This window comes from Virgibacillus halodenitrificans (genome assembly GCF_001878675.1).
Lineage (GTDB): Bacteria > Bacillota > Bacilli > Bacillales > Amphibacillaceae > Virgibacillus_Q > Virgibacillus_Q halodenitrificans.
This window is the reverse complement of record NZ_CP017962.1, coordinates 294,027-315,509: the sequence shown is the minus strand read 5'-3', so window position 1 is coordinate 315,509 and position 21,483 is coordinate 294,027. Positions and strand designations below refer to the sequence as shown.

Genomic DNA, 21,483 nt, shown 5'->3' with positions numbered 1-21,483 from the left:
CCTCCCCACTAAACTTCTTCTTTGTATTTTTTTTCAATCATTCCAATCACTTCATTAAGTGGTACATTAATCGGGCGAACCGCTGTTACAAAGGAATTTACTGCTTCAGCAATTAACTCTTCACGAACATCTCTTAACACAGCTTCATCCTTGGTAATTCGGCTTGGGTTATTTCTTTCCGTAAAAATCAATTTCTGTTCCTCCATCTCCTTATATGCTCGTTGAGCCGTATTTGGATTAATCTTTAATTGGTTGGCCAATTCTCTTCTTGAAGGGATTTCTTGACCTGGCTCCAACATTCCAGCAGCTATTTTTTCCTTGAACTGACGAATAACTTGAATATAAACAGGGTCTCGATTATTAAAATTAGCCCTCATAGCAACAGCTCCCATATTCTGATTCTTAGATGTCTTTTATTATGTGTATTAATACCTTAGTACACTAATTCTGAAAAAGTGTATTAACCACGTAATACATTCTCTTTCTGTATTATATGGTTAATACACTGAAATAGTCAATACATTTTTAATTTATTTGAAAAACCAAATAAGACACCCCTTATTTATTCTGTGTTAAACTGTACTAGATAAAGGGAAAAGGGGGTTAATTTTAAATCAATGAAAATTGTATCTTGGAATGTAAACGGAATTCGAGCATGTGTACGAAAGGGTTTTATAGAATACTTTCATGAAATAGATGCAGACATTTTTTGTCTTCAGGAAACCAAATTACAAGAAGGACAAATTAAATTAGATTTGCCTGGATATTATCAATACTGGAACTATGCTGAGAGAAAAGGATACTCCGGAACAGCCGTTTTCACTAAAGAGAAGCCCCAACAGGTCACCTATGGTTTGAGTGATGAAGAAAACGAAATTGAAGGTCGTATTATTACGTTAGAGTATGCCAATTTTTATTTGGTAAATGTATACACTCCAAACTCTAAGCGTGATTTAACAAGGTTGGAAGAAAGGTTGGAGTGGGAGGATAAGCTGTATGAATACCTAAAACAGATTGATGCCAATAAACCTGTGATCTACTGTGGAGACTTAAATGTCGCTCATCAGGAAATTGATTTAAGGAATTATAAAACGAATCACGGAAACTCAGGTTTCACTTTAGAAGAAAGAGGTAAGATGACCCGTTTATTAGATGAAGGTGGCTTCATTGATACATTGCGTTACTTTTATAAGGATACCGAAGGACTCTATACATGGTGGTCTTATATGAAAACAATCCGCGAGAGAAATATTGGCTGGCGCATTGATTATCTGATTGTTTCCGAAAGATTAGCAGGGCTACTAATCGATTCCCAAATACATGCCGAAGTAATGGGCAGTGACCATTGCCCGATTATGCTAAAAATAAAACAACCAACCTGATTACGGAAAATGAGAGTAAAATCAGGGATGTAATCATAAGTTCATCTTCTGTTCATATAACTAGTATATCCTGTAATTATTGATTAATTATACGAAGGAGCGATTCTTTTCATGAATAAATACAGTAAAACATTACTTCGTTTCTCGGCTATTTTTGCTATGATTGGAGCATTTTTAGGCTCCCATATGGCCGGAGCTGGAGGTTATGAATTTAAAACAGTGCACGCCCATATCCTTGTAGTAGGTTGGCTTACCTTGTTTGCTTGGGCAGTGTATTATAAGATCTTCACTCCTGCCAGCACTAAGGTAGCCACAGCTCATGTTTGGACAGCTATTATTGGTGCTATCGGTCTAACTGCGGGCATGTGGTTGTATTATTTAAGACCATTTAACTTACCTGATGGATTAGTTACCGTATTGTTTATTGTTGGTGGCTCAATCTTACTACTCAGTTTTTTACTATTTTTAATTTTAACGTTTATGAAGACAGAAGAAGAAGTAAAATAATCTAACATAGATGTAAAAAGCCGAACAATCCTTCGAAGATACTTAAGTAAATTCGAATATGTTCGGCTTATTTATATGTTGTCTTACGCATTTTTATATTTTGCTCAATTAACTATATTTTTTACTATTGTTTTAATTTCTTAAAGTAATCAATGATACCCAATGCACTGACCTGCATGTCTAAATTAATGAGTATATAAACCTCATGATTGTCATCTACGCCTTCTCTACGCAGATGGTCCCTTACCCTTGCAAGCATTCGTCGCGATAGCTCATCATATCCTTTTTCTTCATCAACTACTTGCTCTGCCTCTTCCATAAAAATTTCAAGCCATTCAGATACCTGCCGCAATGCTTTATCAGGGCTTTCAGTCATACCAAAATGCCCGAAGTAAATGCGGCTGAGATTTCTTTCCTGCATTCGTTCTATAGAACTTTTCATATCAAGCGGGCTGAATTGGTTTGGTGAAGTAGAAGGAAGGAAAAGTCCGACTCCCTCATTAATTAACTGTTGATAACGTATTCCAACCGTATCACCTGTAAACATCCCATTACTTATTGGATCATAAATACTAAAATGATGTTTTGCATGCCCGGGTGTATCAAGAAATTCCAAGTTACAGTTGGGACCTATTTGTAATGTATCTCCATCCTCTTTTACGAGTAATTTTTCCTCAGCAATGGGAACAATAGGGTCAAATAACTCTGAAAAGCTTTCTCCATATATTGCTCTTGCTCCTGCGGCCAGTTTTTTCGGATTTATCAGATGCTTTTTTCCTTTTAGATGAACAACCACCTTTGCATGAGGGCATTCCTTTACTAACAAACCTGCTCCTCCTGCATGATCAAGGTGTATATGTGTCACAATAATATATTTCACTTGAGCTAAAGAAAACCCAAGTTGTTCCAAGCCTTTTTTCACATATTTAACAGATGGGCTTGGCCCTGTCTCAATCAATGTTAATTCTTCCTCATCAATTACATATGTGCCTGTTCGGTCTGGTACATCAAGGTCAAAACCATCTATGAGATGTATCCGTTGACCAAGTCTTATCGGATTTTTCTTATGCATGATAATTCCCCACCCTTTATGGAAAATTTATTACTTTCATAGTAGCATATTTCAACATAGTACGTAGATAATTTATGGCCATCAACGAACAAACGAATAATTTCAATACAACAGCTAAAAATAAACCTGTTCCCATTACAGTTTTATTATAAAAGGAGGAAACAATATGCAACATCAGCAAAACACTCAAAATTTTAAAGAATCAACACAAATGCCTACACAGCAAAGCCATGGTGGCCATGAAATGTTTGACGCCCACGAGGCCATTTCCGGCCTAATTGGAGGAATGGAGCAAAGCTTATTTTATGAACAGCATATCCAGGACCCAGAGTTAAAGACAATGATGCAAAAGCACAAAACTTTCTTAACTCAACTGTACAATACCATTGTGGAAACATTAAAAACTGGACAAGAGCCTTCAGTAAAAACACAAACATATGAAATGGCTCTAAGTAATAATGTAGTTTATGGCATGCAGCCTTCCCAGCCGAAAACACCCGCACAGTCAGTAAGTGAAATAAATGACCAATGTATTTCCGGCTTTATGATGGGAGCCTTGAAACAAAATGCATCTACTTTTACAATGACGGCATTGGAAATGACAAATCCAGTTTTAAGAAGAGTGTTTGCAGATAGTGTACCAAACATGATTGAAATGGCTTACGAGGTATTTTTATACCAAAATAAAAATCAGTATTATCAAACACCACAATTACAACCACAGGATATGCAAAACTATAGAAACAGTTTCGCTCCTGTACAAGGAACTATGCCACATTAATACAAATAGAATTTTAGATAATAAGGTGACTTGCATTATAATTGCAAGTCACCTTATTCGGGAGCTTCTATTTAGACCCTTACGTCAGCAATTTTGCATTGTATAACTATAGAATAAAATAGTACGGATGTAATTATTTTTGAAACTTTCAGAAATACCCAGCGTATTATCTATTATACGAATAGATAAGGGGCTGGAAAGATGAATAATCACGAAATTGATTACCAATTACATGGAGATGATATGCAGTTTGTAGAAGTGGAACTTGATCCAGAGGAAACAGTTATTGCGGAAGCAGGTAGTTTAATGATGATGGATGATCAGATCCGAATGGAAACCATTTTTGGTGATGGTTCTTCTTCTAATCAAGGTGGACTTATGGGAAAACTGATTGGTGCAGGAAAACGCGTACTTACAGGCGAAAGTTTGTTTATGACTGCATTCACAAACGAAGGAGTCGGAAAAAAGCATGTATCCTTTGCTTCCCCATACCCTGGAAAAATTATTCCAATGGACTTAAGTGAAATAAGTGGAAAGTTAATTTGCCAAAAGGATGCTTTTTTAGCAGCAGCCAAAGGAGTTGCTGTTGGGATCGAATTTCAACGAAAACTTGGCACCGGTTTTTTTGGTGGTGAAGGATTTATTATGCAGAAGCTGGAAGGAGACGGTATGGCTTTTGTACATGCTGGTGGAACGATATATAAAAAAGAACTTGGGGTTGGCGAATCCATTCGAGTAGATACAGGGTGCCTTGTGGCTATGACAGGTGATATTGACTACAACATCGAATATGTTGGTGGGATAAAAACAGCTTTGTTTGGTGGCGAAGGTTTATTCTTTGCTACTCTAAGAGGGCCGGGAACAGTATGGGTTCAATCCTTACCATTCAGCAGACTTGCAAGCAGAATTTTTGCTGCCGCACCAGAACGTAGAGGCTCAAAAGGAGAAGGTAGTATAGCCGGAGGATTATTTGATATTCTTGGGGGCGACCGTAAGTAATTTTAAAAATTACCATGTAGATTTCTTAACCTTTCACACATACTAAAGAGGAACCATTAATAACTGAAAGGGTGGTCTTTATGGGAAGAGATGAGCACAGAAAGTCCAAAAACAGTTTTCTTGCACAAACACCCAAAAATCAATTATCTGATGGAATTGATGTAGAGTTTTCTGAAGAATTTGCAGACCAAAATGATAAAGAGGCACAAGCAAGAAGCAGAGCTGCAAACAAACGCGCTAAAAGGAAATAAATCGTTTAAAGCAATTCACTAAAAAGTGAATTGCTTTTTTGCCTTCAAGCTAGACTATTTGTATACTTAGCATAGAAGATCATTTTACTTAGTGGAAGTGAGGTTTTATTATGGCCCCAAAAGATGTGGATGATTATTTAACAGAAGGTATATATGGTGCCCGCAGACCAAAAGAAGCAGAAAGAAAGCAATACCTTGGCACTCTAAGAGAAAGAATTGTACTCGCTCTTACAAAAGGACAGGTGATGTCTGACAAGGGACTTAAAAAACTGGAAGAAGCAATGAAAGAGAATAAAGATGCACAACTCTTAATAAACGGGCATGTATCCCATCGCTTTTTAAAGGAAGAAAAAGCCTTGGCAGAAAAATACAACATTTCCTATACTACCGTGACGAACGAGGAAGAAGATACAAATATTGGCGCTGTACTTGCCTATGATTATGCAGTAGAAAAGGAAAACATTTTTATTGAAGAAGAAGAAAGTGTTAAAGAAAAAAAAGAGAACGAAACCGCTAAGCCTTCTTTCATCAAAAAAATAAGCCGTCTATTTAAGACAGATTAACGATTTTACTTGTCTTGTTAAAAGCTAATATAACTAAAAAAGGCAGGGAGCTTGTTCGCAATAATACGTAGCAGCTCCCTGCCCTTTTAAACGTTTTCTGTACAGTTCGTTAAAAATTTATTTCCTGTGAGGGCCGGCTTCCTCTCTAACTGCCTTAAAGAAGGAAGCCCCCATGAGCAACATAACAATGGAGAAAGGCAATGCTGCAATAATGAGCATGTTTTGCAGTCCCTGTGTTCCACCAAAATAAACAATAATAGCTGCTACAGCAGACTGGGCAAGTCCCCACATAATTTTAACTGAGTTTGCCGGGTTAAGCAGACCATCCGTACTCAGCATACCTAGTACGAATGTCGCTGAATCAGCTGAAGTTACAAAGAAAATAGCAACGACAACGATGGTAATTAAGGACATAATAAAACCTAACGGATATTCAGCCAGAACACCAAACGTAGATGTTTCCAATGTTAGTTCGGAAATTTTTGCTATTCCATTTTGTTCAAGATTCAACGCAGACACGCCGAATACAGAGAAGAAGATAAAGCAAATGATACTTGGAACTAGCAGTACCCCAATTAAAAATTCCTTTACTGTTCTTCCCCTCGATATTCTTGCAATAAATACCCCCACAAATGGAGCCCAAGATATCCACCATGCCCAATAAAATATCGTCCAGCTATTAATCCAGCCTCTATTTTCATTATTCAGTGGAGCCAAACGTAAGCTCATGTCAAAAAAGTCTGATACATAGCTTCCAAGCGTTGTTGTAAACATATTTAAGATATAAAGCGTTGGGCCAGCGATAAATAGCATAATCAATAAAATAATCGCAATTACCATATTAGTATTACTTAAATATCTGATTCCTCTTCCGATACCAGACCATGCAGAAATAATAAACAAAATAGTAGCAATTACAATAATTAACAATTGTACGGAGAAAGTTTCAGGCGTACCAAACAAGAAAGCAAAACCACCAGATATTTGGGCAGAACCAAACCCAAGTGTAGCTGCTACCCCAATTACAGTTGCCACTACAGCAAGTGTATCAATGATCTTTCCTGCAGCTCCCCGCATGCTCTTTTCACCAAATAAGGGAACTAGCGTGGCACTAATTAATCCAGGAGAGTCACGATGGAACTTAAAATAAGCAAGGACTAATGCCACAAGTCCATATACCGCCCATGCATGCAAACCCCAATGAAAAAAGGAATACTTTAATCCTTCTTTTATTGCGGCATCCGAACCCGCCTCTGCCCCCGGTGTGCTCGTAAATGCATGGGAAATCGGCTCTGCTGTTGTCCAAAAAACCAATCCAATACCCATTCCTGCACTAAATAACATAGCAAACCAAGATGGCAAACTGAATTCAGGCTTCTCCCCTTCTTTTCCTAATCGAATATTTCCATATCGAGAAAAAACTAAGTAAATACAAAAAATTAGCATGAGCATTACAATAAGTAAATAATACCATCCAAAATTAACAGAAATACTCGTAGTAACTTCACTCGTAAAGGCTTCCAATTGCTTCGGTGCTATTGAACCATATACGACAATGGCAGCACAGATCAAAATGGAATACCAAAATACCCTGCTTACATTCTTCATCCCTTCACCTCTATAATTTTTTATGTACAAATACCTACACTAGCAATTTATATACCCAAAATACAAGTAGTTAAAACCAAAATTTACTTCTGTATACATCTTTTTTCTGTTTCTTCACAAAATAAGTATTATCTATGGAGGTGTTTTTTATGAATGAACCGTATCGTTGTCCTAATTGCAAAACAAACAGTTCAAGATTTAACATTATTGAACAAACCGCAAAGCCTGTTAAGTTGGATCCGCAAACTGGTGAAGTGCTAAAAGAGTATACAAATGAAAATGTGGAGGTTTTTCATATGAGCTATAATGGTCCCTCCTATCGAGTTCAATGTGGATCCTGTGGGCTTATTGAAGACGAAAATACATTTTTAAAGTTCGCACAATATCAAAAGCGATCGAACGGATAATTCTTTTTTAGAACTCTTCTATTTTGAAGAGTTCTACTTTTCTTCCCTTGTCACCCCACTTTCTTTTCTTTACACGCAGAAAACGGTTTCATATAATAGTGTTAATACATTCGGGAGGGATATGATGAAACACGTAGAGGAAGGAACATTGCTATGGGAGCCAACAGAGGGCCGAATAAAAAATTCCAATATATACGCCTATATGGATTGGTTAAAACAAAACAATGAAAAGCAATTTAACGATTATTCCTCTCTTTGGCAATGGTCTGTTGCAGAAGTAGAAGAATTTTGGAAATCACAGTGGGAATATTTCCAAATACAATCACAGACTCCCTATCAAAAAATACTATCAACACATCAAATGCCAGGGGCAAAGTGGTTCCCTGAAGCCAATATAAATTATACAGAGCATATTTTTAGAAATAGAAAAAACAATAAAGCTGCTATTATACACCGTTCGGAGATTAGAGAGACAGCAGAAATTACGTGGCAGCAGCTCTATCAGCAAACCGCTTCCATACAAAAAAAGCTAATGGAACTAGGGGTGAAAAAGGGTGACCGAGTGGTTGCCTATGTATCAAATATCTATGAAACTGTTATTGCTTTTCTTGCTACAGCGAGTCTTGGAGCAATCTGGTCCAGTGCCTCTCCTGACTTTGGCACACAGAGTGTTATTGACCGGTTTAAACAAATCGAACCTAAAGTAATGTTCACTGTAGATGGATATAGTTATGGTGGAAAGCGATTTGACCGAAGTAAGGTAGTAGAACAAATTCAAGCAGAACTACCTACTTTAGAAGCAACCATTGGGATTCCATACCTAAACGCAAATGCGGATTTTTCAAAACTAAAAAATGTTACGTTATGGGAGACGGCTCTCCAAGACCAAGAAAATCAAAAATTAGACTATGTGCATGTGCCCTTCAATGATCCTTTATGGATTTTATTTTCTTCCGGCACAACCGGCAAGCCAAAACCAATTGTTCAGAGTCAAGGCGGGATTTTGCTTGAACATTTAAAAGCATTGACTTTCCATGCCGATCTTGGAGAAAACGATCGTTTCTTTTGGTTTACTACCACAGGATGGATGATGTGGAATTTTCTAGTTGGAGGTTTGTTAACCGGAAGTACTATCTTATTATATGATGGGAATCCAGCTTTCCCCGACAAGAACATGCTTTGGGAATTTGCCGAAGAAACAAAAATGACAGTCTTCGGTACAAGCGCCAGCTACATTACCGCCTGCATGAAGGACGAAATACACCCTGGTGCTGATTATGATTTAAGTAATTTGAAGTGTATTAGTTCCACTGGATCACCGCTTCCACCTGAAGGCTTCCAATGGTGCTATGAAAATATTAAAAGTGATATATGGATCGCCTCGGCAAGTGGCGGGACGGACGTGTGCACTGCTTTCATTCTTGGTGCACCTATATTGCCTGTCTATGCTGGCGAGCTACAGTGTCGGGGACTTGGTGCAAAAATTGAAAGCTATGATGACAAAGGAGAACCACTAATTAACGAAGTCGGAGAGCTAGTCTTAACCGAACCCTTCCCTTCTATGCCAATATATTTTTGGGGAGACAAAAATGGCGAACGTCTAAAAGATAGTTATTTTGATATGTATTCCGGTATCTGGTGTCATGGAGATTATTTAAAAATTACTGATCGGGAAACCTGTGTTATTTATGGTCGTTCAGATGCTACCATTAACCGAGGCGGAATCCGCATCGGTACAAGTGAAATCTATCGTGCTGTAGATCAGGTTGAAGAAGTTGCCGATAGTTTAATTGTAGATATTCCTAACGAAAATGGTGATTCATTTACACCTTTATTCGTTGTTATGAAAAAAGGATATACACTTACGGAGGAAACGATTAAGAAATTAAAGAATCACATTCGTACACAATGCTCCCCACGTCATGTTCCCACCGATTTTTTTGAAGTGTATGATTTACCTAAAACTCTAAATGGGAAAAAATTAGAAGTTCCTGTTAAAAAAATACTAATGGGAAAAAGAGTTGATGAAGTAGTAAATAAAGGCGCACTTAGTAATGAAGCCTCCTTAAACTATTTTATCGAATTTGCGGAAGACAAATTAGCAATGGATAAAGATTCATAGATTTTTGCAGAGCCCTTAGTAGCTGCCTTTATATATAATTCACAAATAATAAGACACGAACCCTTCTATAGGCTCGTGTCTTATTTATATTTCATAAATGTACACATCTCCTGATCTTGCTTTCATTTGGTACACGGTTCGTGCTTGTCCTATTTTTCCTTCTAAACAATTGCTTTCTTGTTTCTCTATATCCATCACTAAATTAGTTTTGATTTCTCCGCTACCTGTTTCAACTCTAATCTTCCCGTCCAAAATAGAACTGAGAAAACCAATGCTTATATCCCCACTGCTTGTCCCAATTTCTAACGGTGCCTGTTCTACAATTGTTACTTTAACATCACCGGAACTAGTCGATCCTTGCAGTTGTCCAGAAACCTCTTTGATCAAAAAGTTCCCGGAGGATGAAGTGAAAAGCAACTTTTCCAAACAAATATCTTCCCCGGTCATATCTCCGGAGGAACTGTGTAAGGTAGCCTCATGCATTAAGAGATTATGGAGGTGAATATCTCCAGATGATGTTTTAATTCTTAACTTTCTTCCTTTAATCTTTTCTATCTTAACGTCTCCTGAACTAGTAGATAAATACGTATCACCAGAAGGAGCACCAGAATTCTCTACATTGTTCTGATCTTCCAATACGGAGAAAGTGATATCTCCGGAAGAAGTTTTTAGATGTGTTTCTTTTGTTGTTAATTGCTGACATAGGATCTCCCCTGAGCTAGTCCTACATTTCAGTATATTTGTTACAAGTTGAGTAAGATGCACATCACCTGAGCTTGTAAGAAGCTCCCAATTGTCTGCAATAGAGGATGAGACGAAAAGTATAAGCCGGCAATTATGTTTTTTGCGCAAAAAAGTTTGCTTAGTAGAAAGTGCTTTTATTTCGAGTTCATCCTTCGTCAGGTTAGTAGATAACTCAGGCCCACCCTCGTATGTTTCTAAGACAACTTCTATTCCAGGGGTGTCTTGAATTATAACTGCTATCTTCGCCTCCTCTGTTTCTACTCTTATTTTACTTAGTTTATCTATATTAATCGTCCACTGTTCTGTAGTACTACCATATTCCACATGATTTTTTACCGTTTTTATAAAATTAGCCACTCTTACCCCTCCATCTCGATTTATCGTTAGTCCTACCTTACACTAGTTACATTCAAGCAATAAAGTAGCTACCGACGTATTCTATCTCCGACCAAAGACTGATTTTATTCTCTATAAGTTAGCAGATAATCTTCGGTCTGTCATTATACTTACCACTACATAAAATACAAACGAGATGAATACAGGTAATACGACGGAGTGCATTCCAAATGGCTGAGGGAAAAACTGATCTGACAATATGTATAATGCTACACCAGAAACCATCGATGCTAAAGCACCATATTTATTCCCCTTCTTCCAGTATAAGCCCATTACAATTGGCCAGATAAATGCAGCCTCCAAGCCACCAAACGCAAACAGGTTTAACCAAATAATTAAATTTGGAGGATCTAAAGCCATAATGAAGACGAAGATTCCTAAAAGAGCAGTAATTCCAAAGCTTAATCGCTTTACTCGTTCATTTGATGCATTTGGTTGAACATAATTGAGATAAATATCCTTCACTAAGGTAGAACTCACCAGTAATAAGAGTGAATCTACAGTGGACATAATAGCAGCCATCGGAGCCGCTAAAACGATACCTGCAAGCCAAGCGGGCATTACCTCTAATGCAATTAAAGGCATTACTTTATCCCCTACCTCTATTCCTGGCAAAATCGGTCTGGCAAAAACACCAATTAAATGCATATTCAGCATAATCACACCAACCACTACTGTGCCTATTATAATGGCACGATGCATGGAACGGGAATTTTTGTATGACATTGCCCGCACAGCTATTTGAGGCAATGCGACCACCCCCACTCCTACCAATAGCCAAAAGGAAGAAACATATGCAGGGGTTAGTGTACCCTCAGCGCCAAAAGGAGTAATCAGATTTGGATTTTCTACCCTTAAATCTGTAATGATGGAGGTAATCCCTCCGCCTGCTATAATGACGGCTATAAGTAAGATTAAGGTTCCAACAAACATAATACTCCCTTGAATTGCATCCGTTAAAGCGACAGCACGAAACCCTCCTACGGTTACATAGATCAACACAGATAAAGCAAAAATAAACAGTGCACTTGTATAACTAATTCCAGTCAGTGATTCAATTAACCTTGCTCCACCAATCCATTGGGCTGCCATCGCAGAAAATAAAAAGATAATAATGCTAATAGCAGAAAGTAAAACTACCCACTTGGACTGATACCTTTCTTTTAAAAAGTCAACCAATGTTAAAGCATTATATTGCCGGGTGACAATAGCAAACTTCTTACCAAGAATCATAAGTACAAAATATCCTGTTGCCACTTGAGTCATTGCTAATAAAACCCAACCTAAACCTTGGGTATAGGCAGTTCCAGGCCCACCGATAAAGCTGCTGGCACTTCCATAAGTAGCAGTCATCGTCATAGCAAGTAGAAAGCCGCCCATACTTCTGCCTCCAAGAAAGTAATCCTGCAGAAAGGAAGTCGAGGAACGGAGGGATTTACCAGCCCAAACCCCAACAGCAAAAATAATTAATAGAATTCCGATTAACGGTACGAGTGCTTGCCAATTCATTTCTCCGGCTCCTCTTCAAATGGGATCTCTACAAAGAACTTCTTCACAACTACCGTGACTAATATAGCCATGACAATAAACCCAAGGACACAGCTGTAAAAAAACCAGGCAGGTAACCCAAATACATAGGTATATTCTTCTGGCTTCTTACTTCCCATTCCATAGGCAAAACCATACCACCAAATAAAGTTAAAAATAACCAAGCCAACGCCAATTAATGCTTCTCTATGCGCAACCTTAAATTGCTCTTCTTTTTCCCGCATGGCTAACTCTCCTTATATAATAAATAAATTAATATAAATATAACGTAAATAAGGCAAAGAAAAAAGAGAACCAGCATGGCTCTCCTTCTATTTTATAAAATGAATGGTCAGTGGAAACCTATACTTTTCTCCCTGGTAGGCTTTTACAGCTGCAACGATAGTTAGGATAAACACAATTATCCCAAGTATAATTAACATTAGGATACCAATTAGAATCAAAACTAATATTCCACTTATAATGCCATAAATAGTAAAAGAGACTAGGAAGTTAAAATATTCCTTCCCATGATAATCCACAAATTCTGATTCTTCTCTCTTGAACAACCAAATAAGCAAAGGGCCCAACACGGGGAATGGAAAGCTTAAAACATAAATAAGCATGGAAAATAAGCGGTCATCTTCTGTAGGCATATTGTCTTACCTCCTTTCTTGCAATTATAATACATAACTATAGAATATTAGAAGAAGTTAAAATTGTTATTTATACTTGAAAACTAATTCAAATACGTATATAATCTTTTATGTACTCGGGGCATTAGCTCAGCTGGGAGAGCGCTTGTCTGGCAGACAAGAGGTCAGCGGTTCGAGCCCGCTATGCTCCATCTTATAAAAAGAAGCCATATATGGCTTCTTTTTTTGTCGTTTTAATGTCTCTAATATATATGTTGCGGTTATTCAAACAAAGTAACTTTTGATGTGATTATAATCGGCCAATTTGGACAAATATATACTCAAGCAAACTAGTTCCTAAATATCTCCGTGGATTCTCCTGCTCTGCTGGCGATTTATTTCTTCTACGGAGAATTCCCCTGCTCTGCTGCTGATTAATTCCTGCCCCGGCAGATTCCCCTGCTTTCCTGCTGATTAATGCCTTTTCCCTTCAGGGGTCTTACGTACTTTCCCTATAGCATGGTGTTTTAGTTTTCAAAAATGCGGTTATAGTCTGTATATAATTATAAAAGGATGTGACAGCATGAAGGCAGTTACTTTTCAAGGTAAAAAATCCATGATAGCAAAGGATGTGAAAGCTCCAGACGTTCAAGAACCAACGGATATGATTGTACGAATTACTGCAAGTGGTATTTGTGGTTCAGATCTTCACCTATATCATGGTGGAATTGTCCCGGAAAATGATTATGTAGTTGGACATGAGCCAATGGGTATTGTAGAGGAAGTAGGCTCCCAAGTTAGTAACCTCAAAAAAGGAGACCGAGTAGTCATCCCTTTTAATATAGGTTGCGGCGAATGCTTTTTCTGTAAAAACCAAATGGAAAGCCAATGTGATAACTCTAACCCTCATGGTGAAGTTGGCGGCCTTTTCGGTTTTGCCGAACCAAATGGGAATTTCCCAGGAGGACAAGCAGAATATCTAAGAGTACCCTATGCTGATTTCACCTCATTTAAGGTACCTGATTCCAGTGAGCTAGACGATGAGCAGGTAATGTTTTTATCTGACGTCCTACCAACCGCTTATTGGAGTGTAGAGCATAGTGGCTTGAAAAAAGGAGATACAGCAGTTATCCTCGGCGCAGGACCAATTGGTTTAATGGCGCAGAAATTTGCTTGGCTAAAAGGGGCAAAAAGAGTAATTGCTGTCGATCAAGTAGATTACCGACTTAAGCATGCAGAAAAAACAAATAGTGTCGAAACATACAATTTTAAAAATCATAAAGAAATCGGCAAGCTCCTCCATGAAGAAACGAAAGGTGGAGCTGAAGTCGTTATCGATTGTGTTGGCATGGATGGTACAGTCCCACCAGAAACGGAATTTGGATCGGAAATGGACAATCAGTTTGGTACCATCAGTCCAATTATCACTGCTTCCCAGGCTGTACGTAAGTTTGGTACAGTTCAATTGACTGGTGTATATGCTACGGACGGAAATAATTTTCCATTGGGTGACTTCTTCACACGCAATGTCTCCTTGAAAATGGGACAAGCACCTGTCATTCATCTTATGCCAAAACTATATGAAATGATTGAAAATAACAAGTTCGATCCAACAGACATCATCACACACAAAATGAAACTGGATGATGCTGAAAAAGCATATGATATTTTTGATAGAAAAGAAGATAATAGTATTAAAGTTATTTTCAAACCATAGAATATCACGGATGGAATGACAAAATATAAATATCCTGTTATACTATGAATTGTCAAACAATTTAATAAAACTTGTACTACTAGGGGTGCCCGACTGGGCTGAGAGGAAAGTTCCGACCCTTATGGACCTGATCTGGTTAATACCAGCGGAGGGAAGTAGTGGATAATTTATCTATAGTCCAATCTTCCGAAGCCAGGTCCATCTTATGGGTCTGGCTTTTTTATATCCTTTTTACCATTAAAGAAGGGAGGTTGTATAAATGAATAAAACTCGTACATTAACTACCATGGCCGTATTTGTAGCCATTGGTACAATAGGTTCTCAACTACTCTGGTTTCCTGCCGGTGTGGCAAAGGCCTATCCTGTACAGCACGCGGTTAATGTGATGGCAGCCGTATTACTTGGCCCCGGTCCAGCTGTTGGTATTGCATTTATGATTGGGCTTCTACGAAATATGCTTGGACTTGGTACATTGCTCGCTTTTCCTGGGGGAATGATCGGCGCCTTTTTAGCCGGATATCTTTATCGTAAATTTGGAAAAAAAGCATGGGCCGCAGTGGGAGAAGCAATTGGTACTGGGATTATCGGCTCTTTATTTGCCGTTCCTTTCTCAAAAGTATTGCTAGGAACTTCGGTCGGAGCATTCTTTTTTATGCCACCATTTCTTGTAAGTAGTGTCACGGGTGCCCTTATAGGATGGTTTATCGTCATCCGTGTGAAGCAAAGACATGTGCTTCAGGTATAAGCATACATATTTTGCTGCGATCTAACTCTTATTAAATTTTCCTTTTAAAAATGTATGGGGCCAACTTGAAGACTATCATTTTTAATAATTACAGTTACACGTACAGAATGCCCTTTATTAAATCATCTGTGCTTCCATTATGCGTAATTATTTACAAAACGATTATAAGAACCAGTCCTTAAAAATTTAGAAAAGATGGTGATATTTTATGAGTAAAGTAGCATGTGCACTTACAATCGCAGGCACAGATCCTTCAGGTGGAGCTGGCATCCAAGCTGATCTGAAAACATTTCAGGAACTGCAAATATATGGCATGTCAGTACTTACTTCAATCGTAGCCCAGAATACGACAGGCGTACAGGACATTCATCATTTACCTCTCAGCATGATTGAACAGCAATTGGATTCTGTGTTATCGGATATGCCCGTTCATGCTTTTAAAACGGGAATGATTGCAAATATAGACATGATGCAAGTCATAGAAAAGAAGGTCTCACACTTGAACGTACCCTATGTAATGGACCCGGTGATGGTAGCAACTAGTGGAGATGCACTTATAAATCAAGAAGCACGTATATTTCTTAAAGAACATTTATTACCACTAACTGCAGTCGTTACACCTAACATACCAGAGACTGAGTTTATTACCGGAAAAAAAATAACCTCTACTGAGGACATGAAACAAGCTGGGGAATATATTGTGAAGGAGCTTGGTGCTGGCGCAGCCTTGATAAAAGGTGGCCACATGAAAGGGGAAGCAATTGATTTTCTCTATGACGGCAACAAATTCCACACGTTTACGGCAGAACGTATTAATACAAAAAATACACATGGTACCGGTTGTACGTATTCTGCGGCGATTACGGCATATTTAAGCGAAGGAGATTCTTTAATAGAAGCAGTAAGAAAATCAAAAGAGTTTGTTACTGCAGCAATTAAACACTCTTTATCCCTAGGTTCTGGTAGTGGACCTACAAAGCATTGGGCTATACGAGAAGAAGCCCACATAAAGCATAGTTAGCAGACTTAGCGCTAAAGTGAGGGCATAATTTATAACTTTAGGAAGCTTTTATATCCAACTTTTTATAATTACTTTAAACATGAGAAAGGAAGATAGAATGAAACTCTCTATTATTAATGAGGTTCGGGAAAAGAAACCACTAATTCATCATTTAACAAATAACGTGGTTATTAACTTTACAGCAAATGGTTTGCTCTCATTTGGTGGTTCACCAATTATGGCTAAGGCACCAGAAGATGCTGGTACAATTGCTTCAGTTGCAGATGGAGTGCTTCTCAATATAGGCACAATAAAACAAGAAGAGGTCACTGCAATGATCGAAGCAGGAAGAGCTGCAAACAAAAAAGGATCACCTGTGGTTCTTGACCCAGTAGGTGTTGGAGCGAGTTCTTTTAGATCTTCCATTGTAAAACAAATACTAAAAGTAGTTCATGTAACAGCAATTAAGGGAAATGCCGGAGAGCTTGCCTATCTCGTAAATATCCCTTGGGATAGAAAGGGAGTGGAATCTATAGGTAGTGGTAACGCTGAAGAGGTTGCATTAAAGGTTGCGAACACCTTCAATACGACTGCTATCATCACAGGTGAAACAGATATCGTCTGTAATGGTGAGGAGTTACTATATAACAAAACAGGACATTCTATTCTAACAAAAGTCACCGGGGCTGGATGCCTTCTCGGTTCTATAGTAACAACTTGTCTTACTACAGAAGAGCGACCAGAAGTACAAGCTTTAACTGCCGTATCATTCTATGGTCTTGCTGCTGAATATGCTTACTCAAAAAAAGAAGTAAAGGGCCCGGGCACTTTTTTACCACATTTCATTGATGCGCTCGGCTATGATATAGAAGAATTAAGGAGGGAAAGGTAATGACTTCTATCCATAAAATTCTGCGTAAATACTTTATAATGGGAAGTCAAAATTGCTCCATGCCTCCTGGTGAAATTTTGAAAGAAGCTATTGCTGGAGGAATCACGGCATTTCAATTTCGAGAAAAAGGTCTCGGTTCCTTATCTGGTGAAGCTAAGCTTGAACTTGGAAAAGAACTTAGAAATATATGTAAAGAAAATCAAATTCCTTTTTTCGTTAATGATGATATAGAGTTGGCAGAATCGCTTCAAGCAGACGGCATTCATGTTGGGCAGGATGATTTAGATGTCGAGGAAATTCGTTTGCGTTATCCTGATTTCATTCTTGGTTTATCTGTATCTAATTCTGCAGAGGTAAACGCAAGCCCGCTTCATCTTGTAGACTATATTGGAGCTGGACCCATTTTTGCTACTACAACAAAAGATGATGCAAAAAAAGCGGTTGGAACCGATTGGATAGCATCATTAAGACAAGACTTCCCTGAACTCCCTATCGTTGGTATTGGGGGAATAAATACAGAAAACGCTAATAAAGTTATAAAAGCTGGCGCAGACGGTGTGGCTGTTATTTCTGTCATTACATCTGCAAAGGATATTAAAAAAACCGTAAAAAGTTTATAAGTGACAAGACATTTGCTCACTGACTATTAATCTATAGAAATATGGGATGAAAGAGATTTACCCCCCTTCATCCCATACGTTCATTTATTTCGATCAGCAAACACTTCCATGGCAGCACACATGAATTCTGCCAACCCCTCGCCAAATTGGTCAATATTCTTAGTGAACCTTTCATCCTCAACATACATTTGGCCTAGACCCTTAAAAACAGTTGGTGGGTAATTCCCTATTTTATTCAAATAATCATACCACTTTTTTATTTCTTTTTGAGCCATTTCAGATGCGGGATCTATATGGCGGATCTCAGCTAATTCTCTGTATATATCGTTAAATTGGTCTTGAAATGCTTTTTTATCCTGTGCATTCATACGCTCTAATTTCTCATTTGTTTGATCTACGGTACTATCGCCCCAACGTTTACGTGCCTCTGCCTCGTAAGGATTTTTACTGAAATCAAACCCTGCAAATTTTTCCTTCTTACTCATAGTAACCTCCCCCTTCCTATATCTGATTGATTTGTTAATTGTTTTAATAACTTGATCCAATCTATTTCGTTTTTCTAAAAGTAAATTCCGCTGCATTTCTAATGCCTCGTTTTGGTCATAATCAGGATCATTCATTATTTCTTTTATTTTCTTTAGCGGAAAATCAAGCTGTTTGAAAAACAATATTTGCTGTAGCTTCTCCAGATCCTGATCCGAGTAAACACGATATCCAGTTAAGTCTGTGTACGCTGGGGTTAAGAGACCAATCTGATCATAATAGTGTAACGTCCGCACGCTGATCCCTACTAAATCAGCTACTTCACTTACTTTCACTCTAACTTTCCTCCCTTCTTAACAAAAAATATAAGCTATAACGCAACGTTAGAGTCAAGATGTTTTTACGATTTTTTTATAAAGTCATTAGCAATTTATTTTTACGCAAAATAGACAAAAACACCTCGAGTGCCTTTGTTTGAAATCGCGAATTAGTTACGATGGAAAATTTCCGTTGTAATGGCAAACCGGCAACATCCAAAATTTTTAAATCGTCATTTTTCAGCTCCTTTTGGATGGTCCATTGGGAAAGCAAACTAATACCTAATCCAACCTCTACTGATTCTTTTATAAGTTGTGTACTGCTAAAATTCATAAGCTTTTCCGGTGACAAATGAAATTGCCTAAATACTTTCTCCGTTGCTTCTCTTGTTCCAGAACCCTCTTCCCTGACCACCCATGTCTCCCTCTGCAGATCTGCTCTTACAATTTCCCCTTTTTTCTTCGCTAATGGATGGTTAACCGAAGCAACGACAACCATTGCATCTTCTGCCAATTCTTCAGCAATTAATTTTTTATCAATAAATTGGCCTTCTACAATCCCCACATCTAATTGATTCGTAGCTACCAAATCTGAAATTTTCGTAGTATTTCCAATCGTAATCTCAGGATGAATATCTGGATAGATGTCCTGAAGATTGGAGATAATACGCGGAAGTACATATTCACCAAAAGTATAACTGGCACCAATATATAATCGACCACTTGCTTTATTTGTAAGATCATCAACTAAATTTTGCATTTTTGTATATAAACCCAGTATCTCTTTTCCATGATGATATACAATTTCACCTGCTTTATTTAAGCGTACGTATTTATTATTTCGTTCTAGCAATCTTGTGCCGATCATTTCTTCAAATGTACGAATATATTGGCTAACTGCTGGCTGTGTCATATGATGCTCTTCAGCCGCCCGGGAGAAATTCTGCATTTCCGCTACGGTTAAAAAGATTTTTAAGTGTTGATCCATATAGCTTCTCCTTTCGTATAAACGAATTATAGTTTTAATTATAACATTTTACTTATCGTATTTATTATTATAATTTATTTTACTTATAGTTGTGGGAGTTATATTCTAATAACAGGAGGTGTTGTTATGGCAACGGAAGCACAACAGATTAATACAAAAAAAGATCCCAATTCACTTCCTATGTGGATTGCTGGGGTAGCATTTACTTTTTTTATTGCATTTTTAGGATTTTTATTAGCAAAAGTGCCAGGTTTTAATCAGGTAGGACAACTGGCATCTGCCATTATTATCGCGGTGGCTTATCGGCAGATATTCGGCTACCCGGAAATGATTCGTCCTGGAATTACATTTTCAACTAAGAAGTTGCTCAGACTGGCAATAATCTTATATGGTCTTAAATTAAATATTGATACTGTATTTCAAGATGGTCTAGGTCTGCTTGCACGAGATGCTTTAATTATCGCATTCGCAATTGGAGTTACAGTTTGGTTGGCTCGTGTATTCAAAGCAGATAAAAATATTTCCTTACTATTAGGTGTTGGCACAGGCGTGTGTGGAGCAGCTGCAATTGCTGCAGTAGCACCAATTGTAAAAGCGAAGGATGAAGATACCGCCATTGGTGTGGGTATTATTGCTTTAATGGGTACAGTTTTCGCCATTCTTTATACGGTTTTAAGACCAATTCTGCCATTAGATGCAATTGACTATGGAATCTGGTCAGGAACCAGTCTACATGAACTTGCCCATGTGGCTATCGCTGCAGAACCAGCAGGTGACAGTGCGCTAGCCATTGCATTATTAGCAAAGCTTGGTCGTGTATTTTTACTCGTACCACTTTGTTTCATCTTCATTTATTTCATGAAGAGAAAAAGTAAAGGAAATGGAGAAGAACAGAATAAAGTTGCTTTTCCTTATTTTTTAATTGGATTTATTGTAATGAGTATTTTAGGAAGCTATGTTTTTGGCGAGGGGCAAGCTTTACCAGTATCTGAAGGGGTTATGGAAGGTGTCTATACATTAACTGCTTGGTTACTAACAGCCGCTATGGTCGGGCTCGGGCTTAATGTTAGTCTGCAGGATCTACGTACAAGGGCTTTGAAGCCACTTATAGCAATGACAATTACATCCATTTTCGTTTCTCTTTTAGCCTTTTTCATTATTTAAATTAAAGAGGAGGAAGTAAGATGAACAGAATTCTCTTGGCTACAGATGGCTCAACATATTCGGAACATGCAACTGAAATGGCGAAAACCTACTTGAAGGCTTGGCCAGAAGCAAGACTAGTTGTTTTATATGTGACAGCAAAAGATCATTATGCTTATGACTTCATCCCTGATGTGGTCGATGAAGCTGAAAAGGAAATTACTGAACGTATTAAAACTACTACAGAGGAGCAATTCGCTGGTTTCCAAAATAATGTTCACTTCCTTCATAAAAGCGGGCATCCAAGCAAGACTATCTGCGATGTCGCGAAGGATCAGGATGTGGATCTTATTATTTTAGGAAGCCACGGGAGAGGTATTATTGACCGGGCATTACTTGGAAGTGTTGCACATGGTGTGCTTCAGCGTGCAGAGCGACCTGTGCTCGTTGTTAAAAAGTAGCATATTTATATCTTATTAAAGCCATACCCGAACACTAATTTTATTCGGATATGGCTTTTTAGGTGCAAAAATATATGTTGGTGGTTATTCAGTGATTCGTAAAATAGATAAACTACGAAATAA

The 21,483-nt window shown here is 38.0% G+C and carries 24 protein-coding genes, 1 tRNA gene and 1 riboswitch; of the genes, 16 read left to right on the top strand and 9 right to left on the bottom strand.

Features of this window, described 5'->3' with window-relative positions:
* Nucleotides 1–8: 8 nt before the first annotated feature.
* A complete protein-coding gene (locus BME96_RS01700; protein WP_019379088.1) occupies nt 9–377 on the bottom strand; it encodes a GntR family transcriptional regulator in 369 nt (122 codons plus the stop codon).
* 240 nt (nt 378–617) lie between these two features.
* On the opposite strand from BME96_RS01700, the gene BME96_RS01695 reads away from it, so the two are divergent.
* Nucleotides 618–1,382: an exodeoxyribonuclease III gene (locus tag BME96_RS01695; protein WP_071648117.1), complete on the top strand. Its 765-nt coding sequence runs from the start codon at nt 618–620 to the stop codon at nt 1,380–1,382.
* A gap of 111 nt (nt 1,383–1,493) precedes the next feature.
* A complete protein-coding gene (locus tag BME96_RS01690; RefSeq protein ID WP_071648116.1) occupies nt 1,494–1,889 on the top strand; it encodes a hypothetical protein in 396 nt (131 codons plus the stop codon).
* 124 nt (nt 1,890–2,013) lie between these two features.
* On the opposite strand, the gene BME96_RS01685 is transcribed toward BME96_RS01690, so the two are convergent.
* Nucleotides 2,014–2,961, bottom strand: coding sequence for an MBL fold metallo-hydrolase (locus BME96_RS01685; RefSeq protein WP_071648115.1), 948 nt, complete (start codon nt 2,959–2,961; stop codon nt 2,014–2,016).
* Between the two features lie 166 nt (nt 2,962–3,127).
* Here BME96_RS01685 and BME96_RS01680 point away from each other — a divergent pair, with 166 nt between their 5' ends.
* From BME96_RS01680 to BME96_RS01665, 4 genes are all read left to right on the top strand, one after another.
* Nucleotides 3,128–3,742: a spore coat protein gene (locus BME96_RS01680; protein ID WP_060681830.1), complete on the top strand. Its 615-nt coding sequence runs from the start codon at nt 3,128–3,130 to the stop codon at nt 3,740–3,742.
* Nucleotides 3,743–3,943: 201 nt separating this feature from the next.
* Entirely contained in the window at nt 3,944–4,741 is a 798-nt protein-coding gene (locus BME96_RS01675) for a TIGR00266 family protein (protein ID WP_071648114.1), read from the top strand.
* 80 nt (nt 4,742–4,821) lie between these two features.
* Complete coding sequence (locus tag BME96_RS01670; RefSeq protein WP_071648113.1) at nt 4,822–4,992, top strand: YfhD family protein; 171 nt, start codon at nt 4,822–4,824, stop codon at nt 4,990–4,992.
* 110 nt (nt 4,993–5,102) lie between these two features.
* Nucleotides 5,103–5,555: a YueI family protein gene (locus BME96_RS01665; RefSeq protein WP_071648112.1), complete on the top strand. Its 453-nt coding sequence runs from the start codon at nt 5,103–5,105 to the stop codon at nt 5,553–5,555.
* A 117-nt stretch (nt 5,556–5,672) separates the two neighbouring features.
* On the opposite strand, the gene BME96_RS01660 is transcribed toward BME96_RS01665, so the two are convergent.
* Complete coding sequence (locus tag BME96_RS01660; protein ID WP_071648111.1) at nt 5,673–7,163, bottom strand: BCCT family transporter; 1,491 nt, start codon at nt 7,161–7,163, stop codon at nt 5,673–5,675.
* A 149-nt stretch (nt 7,164–7,312) separates the two neighbouring features.
* On the opposite strand from BME96_RS01660, the gene BME96_RS01655 reads away from it, so the two are divergent.
* Together BME96_RS01655 and BME96_RS01650 are read left to right on the top strand one after the other, a co-directional pair.
* On the top strand, nt 7,313–7,570 hold the full coding sequence (locus BME96_RS01655) for a hypothetical protein (RefSeq protein ID WP_019379079.1): 258 nt from the start codon (nt 7,313–7,315) through the stop codon (nt 7,568–7,570).
* A gap of 124 nt (nt 7,571–7,694) precedes the next feature.
* On the top strand, nt 7,695–9,692 hold the full coding sequence (locus tag BME96_RS01650) for an acetoacetate--CoA ligase (RefSeq protein ID WP_071648110.1): 1,998 nt from the start codon (nt 7,695–7,697) through the stop codon (nt 9,690–9,692).
* Nucleotides 9,693–9,776: 84 nt separating this feature from the next.
* Here the strand turns inward: BME96_RS01650 and BME96_RS01645 are convergent, their stop codons facing one another.
* From BME96_RS01645 to BME96_RS01630, 4 genes are all read right to left on the bottom strand, one after another.
* Entirely contained in the window at nt 9,777–10,793 is a 1,017-nt protein-coding gene (locus BME96_RS01645) for a DUF4097 family beta strand repeat-containing protein (protein WP_071648109.1), read from the bottom strand.
* Between the two features lie 111 nt (nt 10,794–10,904).
* Nucleotides 10,905–12,341: a sodium/pantothenate symporter gene (gene panF, locus BME96_RS01640; protein ID WP_071648108.1), complete on the bottom strand. Its 1,437-nt coding sequence runs from the start codon at nt 12,339–12,341 to the stop codon at nt 10,905–10,907.
* Nucleotides 12,338–12,604 carry a YhdT family protein gene (locus BME96_RS01635; protein WP_019379075.1) on the bottom strand — a complete coding sequence of 89 codons (267 nt, stop codon included), beginning with the start codon at nt 12,602–12,604 and terminating at the stop codon, nt 12,338–12,340. Before BME96_RS01635 ends, panF begins: the two co-directional genes overlap by 4 nt.
* An 87-nt stretch (nt 12,605–12,691) precedes the next feature.
* Nucleotides 12,692–13,015 carry a DUF4870 domain-containing protein gene (locus BME96_RS01630; protein ID WP_019379074.1) on the bottom strand — a complete coding sequence of 108 codons (324 nt, stop codon included), beginning with the start codon at nt 13,013–13,015 and terminating at the stop codon, nt 12,692–12,694.
* Nucleotides 13,016–13,133: 118 nt separating this feature from the next.
* Here BME96_RS01630 and BME96_RS01625 point away from each other — a divergent pair.
* The 6 genes from BME96_RS01625 to thiE all read left to right on the top strand — a co-directional run bounded on the left by BME96_RS01625 (nt 13,134) and on the right by thiE (nt 17,968).
* Nucleotides 13,134–13,206: transfer RNA gene (locus BME96_RS01625), tRNA-Ala, on the top strand.
* Between the two features lie 371 nt (nt 13,207–13,577).
* Nucleotides 13,578–14,711 carry a zinc-dependent alcohol dehydrogenase gene (locus BME96_RS01620; protein ID WP_071648107.1) on the top strand — a complete coding sequence of 378 codons (1,134 nt, stop codon included), beginning with the start codon at nt 13,578–13,580 and terminating at the stop codon, nt 14,709–14,711.
* A 71-nt stretch (nt 14,712–14,782) separates the two neighbouring features.
* Nucleotides 14,783–14,882, top strand: a riboswitch (TPP riboswitch).
* 88 nt (nt 14,883–14,970) lie between these two features.
* The gene (gene thiW / locus BME96_RS01615) at nt 14,971–15,456 is read left to right on the top strand and encodes an energy coupling factor transporter S component ThiW (RefSeq protein ID WP_071648106.1); all 486 of its coding nucleotides are present in this window, start codon (nt 14,971–14,973) and stop codon (nt 15,454–15,456) included.
* Between the two features lie 208 nt (nt 15,457–15,664).
* The gene (thiD, locus tag BME96_RS01610; protein WP_071648105.1) at nt 15,665–16,477 is read left to right on the top strand and encodes a bifunctional hydroxymethylpyrimidine kinase/phosphomethylpyrimidine kinase; all 813 of its coding nucleotides are present in this window, start codon (nt 15,665–15,667) and stop codon (nt 16,475–16,477) included.
* Between the two features lie 97 nt (nt 16,478–16,574).
* Nucleotides 16,575–17,348 (top strand): hydroxyethylthiazole kinase, encoded by a 774-nt coding sequence (gene thiM / locus BME96_RS01605; RefSeq protein WP_071648104.1) that lies wholly within the window; start codon nt 16,575–16,577, stop codon nt 17,346–17,348.
* Nucleotides 17,348–17,968 carry a thiamine phosphate synthase gene (gene thiE, locus BME96_RS01600; RefSeq protein WP_071648103.1) on the top strand — a complete coding sequence of 207 codons (621 nt, stop codon included), beginning with the start codon at nt 17,348–17,350 and terminating at the stop codon, nt 17,966–17,968. The genes thiM and thiE overlap by 1 nt, the downstream gene beginning before the upstream one ends.
* 80 nt (nt 17,969–18,048) lie before the next feature.
* Here the strand turns inward: thiE and BME96_RS01595 are convergent, their stop codons facing one another.
* A complete protein-coding gene (locus tag BME96_RS01595; protein WP_071648102.1) occupies nt 18,049–18,786 on the bottom strand; it encodes a MerR family transcriptional regulator in 738 nt (245 codons plus the stop codon).
* Between the two features lie 76 nt (nt 18,787–18,862).
* On the bottom strand, nt 18,863–19,756 hold the full coding sequence (locus BME96_RS01590) for a LysR family transcriptional regulator (protein ID WP_060681756.1): 894 nt from the start codon (nt 19,754–19,756) through the stop codon (nt 18,863–18,865).
* A 126-nt stretch (nt 19,757–19,882) separates the two neighbouring features.
* Between BME96_RS01590 and BME96_RS01585 the strand changes: the two genes are divergently transcribed.
* A complete protein-coding gene (locus tag BME96_RS01585; RefSeq protein ID WP_060681757.1) occupies nt 19,883–20,920 on the top strand; it encodes a YeiH family protein in 1,038 nt (345 codons plus the stop codon).
* Nucleotides 20,921–20,940: 20 nt separating this feature from the next.
* Nucleotides 20,941–21,360 carry a universal stress protein gene (locus BME96_RS01580; RefSeq protein ID WP_071648101.1) on the top strand — a complete coding sequence of 140 codons (420 nt, stop codon included), beginning with the start codon at nt 20,941–20,943 and terminating at the stop codon, nt 21,358–21,360.
* Nucleotides 21,361–21,483: the final 123 nt, after the last annotated feature.

Excerpts from the sequence above, each read along its gene's own strand:
- BME96_RS01700 (WP_019379088.1), bottom strand. The coding sequence starts at position 377 with ATGAGGGCTAATTTTAATAATCGAGACCCTGTTTATATTCAAGTTATT.
- BME96_RS01695 (WP_071648117.1), top strand. The coding sequence starts at position 618 with ATGAAAATTGTATCTTGGAATGTAAACGGAATTCGAGCATGTGTACGA.
- BME96_RS01690 (WP_071648116.1), top strand. The coding sequence starts at position 1,494 with ATGAATAAATACAGTAAAACATTACTTCGTTTCTCGGCTATTTTTGCT.
- BME96_RS01685 (WP_071648115.1), bottom strand. The coding sequence starts at position 2,961 with ATGCATAAGAAAAATCCGATAAGACTTGGTCAACGGATACATCTCATA.
- BME96_RS01680 (WP_060681830.1), top strand. The coding sequence starts at position 3,128 with ATGCAACATCAGCAAAACACTCAAAATTTTAAAGAATCAACACAAATG.
- BME96_RS01675 (WP_071648114.1), top strand. The coding sequence starts at position 3,944 with ATGAATAATCACGAAATTGATTACCAATTACATGGAGATGATATGCAG.
- BME96_RS01670 (WP_071648113.1), top strand. The coding sequence starts at position 4,822 with ATGGGAAGAGATGAGCACAGAAAGTCCAAAAACAGTTTTCTTGCACAA.
- BME96_RS01665 (WP_071648112.1), top strand. The coding sequence starts at position 5,103 with ATGGCCCCAAAAGATGTGGATGATTATTTAACAGAAGGTATATATGGT.
- BME96_RS01660 (WP_071648111.1), bottom strand. The coding sequence starts at position 7,163 with ATGAAGAATGTAAGCAGGGTATTTTGGTATTCCATTTTGATCTGTGCT.
- BME96_RS01655 (WP_019379079.1), top strand. The coding sequence starts at position 7,313 with ATGAATGAACCGTATCGTTGTCCTAATTGCAAAACAAACAGTTCAAGA.
- BME96_RS01650 (WP_071648110.1), top strand. The coding sequence starts at position 7,695 with ATGAAACACGTAGAGGAAGGAACATTGCTATGGGAGCCAACAGAGGGC.
- panF (WP_071648108.1), bottom strand. The coding sequence starts at position 12,341 with ATGAATTGGCAAGCACTCGTACCGTTAATCGGAATTCTATTAATTATT.
- BME96_RS01635 (WP_019379075.1), bottom strand. The coding sequence starts at position 12,604 with ATGCGGGAAAAAGAAGAGCAATTTAAGGTTGCGCATAGAGAAGCATTA.
- BME96_RS01630 (WP_019379074.1), bottom strand. The coding sequence starts at position 13,015 with ATGCCTACAGAAGATGACCGCTTATTTTCCATGCTTATTTATGTTTTA.
- BME96_RS01620 (WP_071648107.1), top strand. The coding sequence starts at position 13,578 with ATGAAGGCAGTTACTTTTCAAGGTAAAAAATCCATGATAGCAAAGGAT.
- thiW (WP_071648106.1), top strand. The coding sequence starts at position 14,971 with ATGAATAAAACTCGTACATTAACTACCATGGCCGTATTTGTAGCCATT.
- thiD (WP_071648105.1), top strand. The coding sequence starts at position 15,665 with ATGAGTAAAGTAGCATGTGCACTTACAATCGCAGGCACAGATCCTTCA.
- thiM (WP_071648104.1), top strand. The coding sequence starts at position 16,575 with ATGAAACTCTCTATTATTAATGAGGTTCGGGAAAAGAAACCACTAATT.
- thiE (WP_071648103.1), top strand. The coding sequence starts at position 17,348 with ATGACTTCTATCCATAAAATTCTGCGTAAATACTTTATAATGGGAAGT.
- BME96_RS01590 (WP_060681756.1), bottom strand. The coding sequence starts at position 19,756 with ATGGATCAACACTTAAAAATCTTTTTAACCGTAGCGGAAATGCAGAAT.
- BME96_RS01585 (WP_060681757.1), top strand. The coding sequence starts at position 19,883 with ATGGCAACGGAAGCACAACAGATTAATACAAAAAAAGATCCCAATTCA.
- BME96_RS01580 (WP_071648101.1), top strand. The coding sequence starts at position 20,941 with ATGAACAGAATTCTCTTGGCTACAGATGGCTCAACATATTCGGAACAT.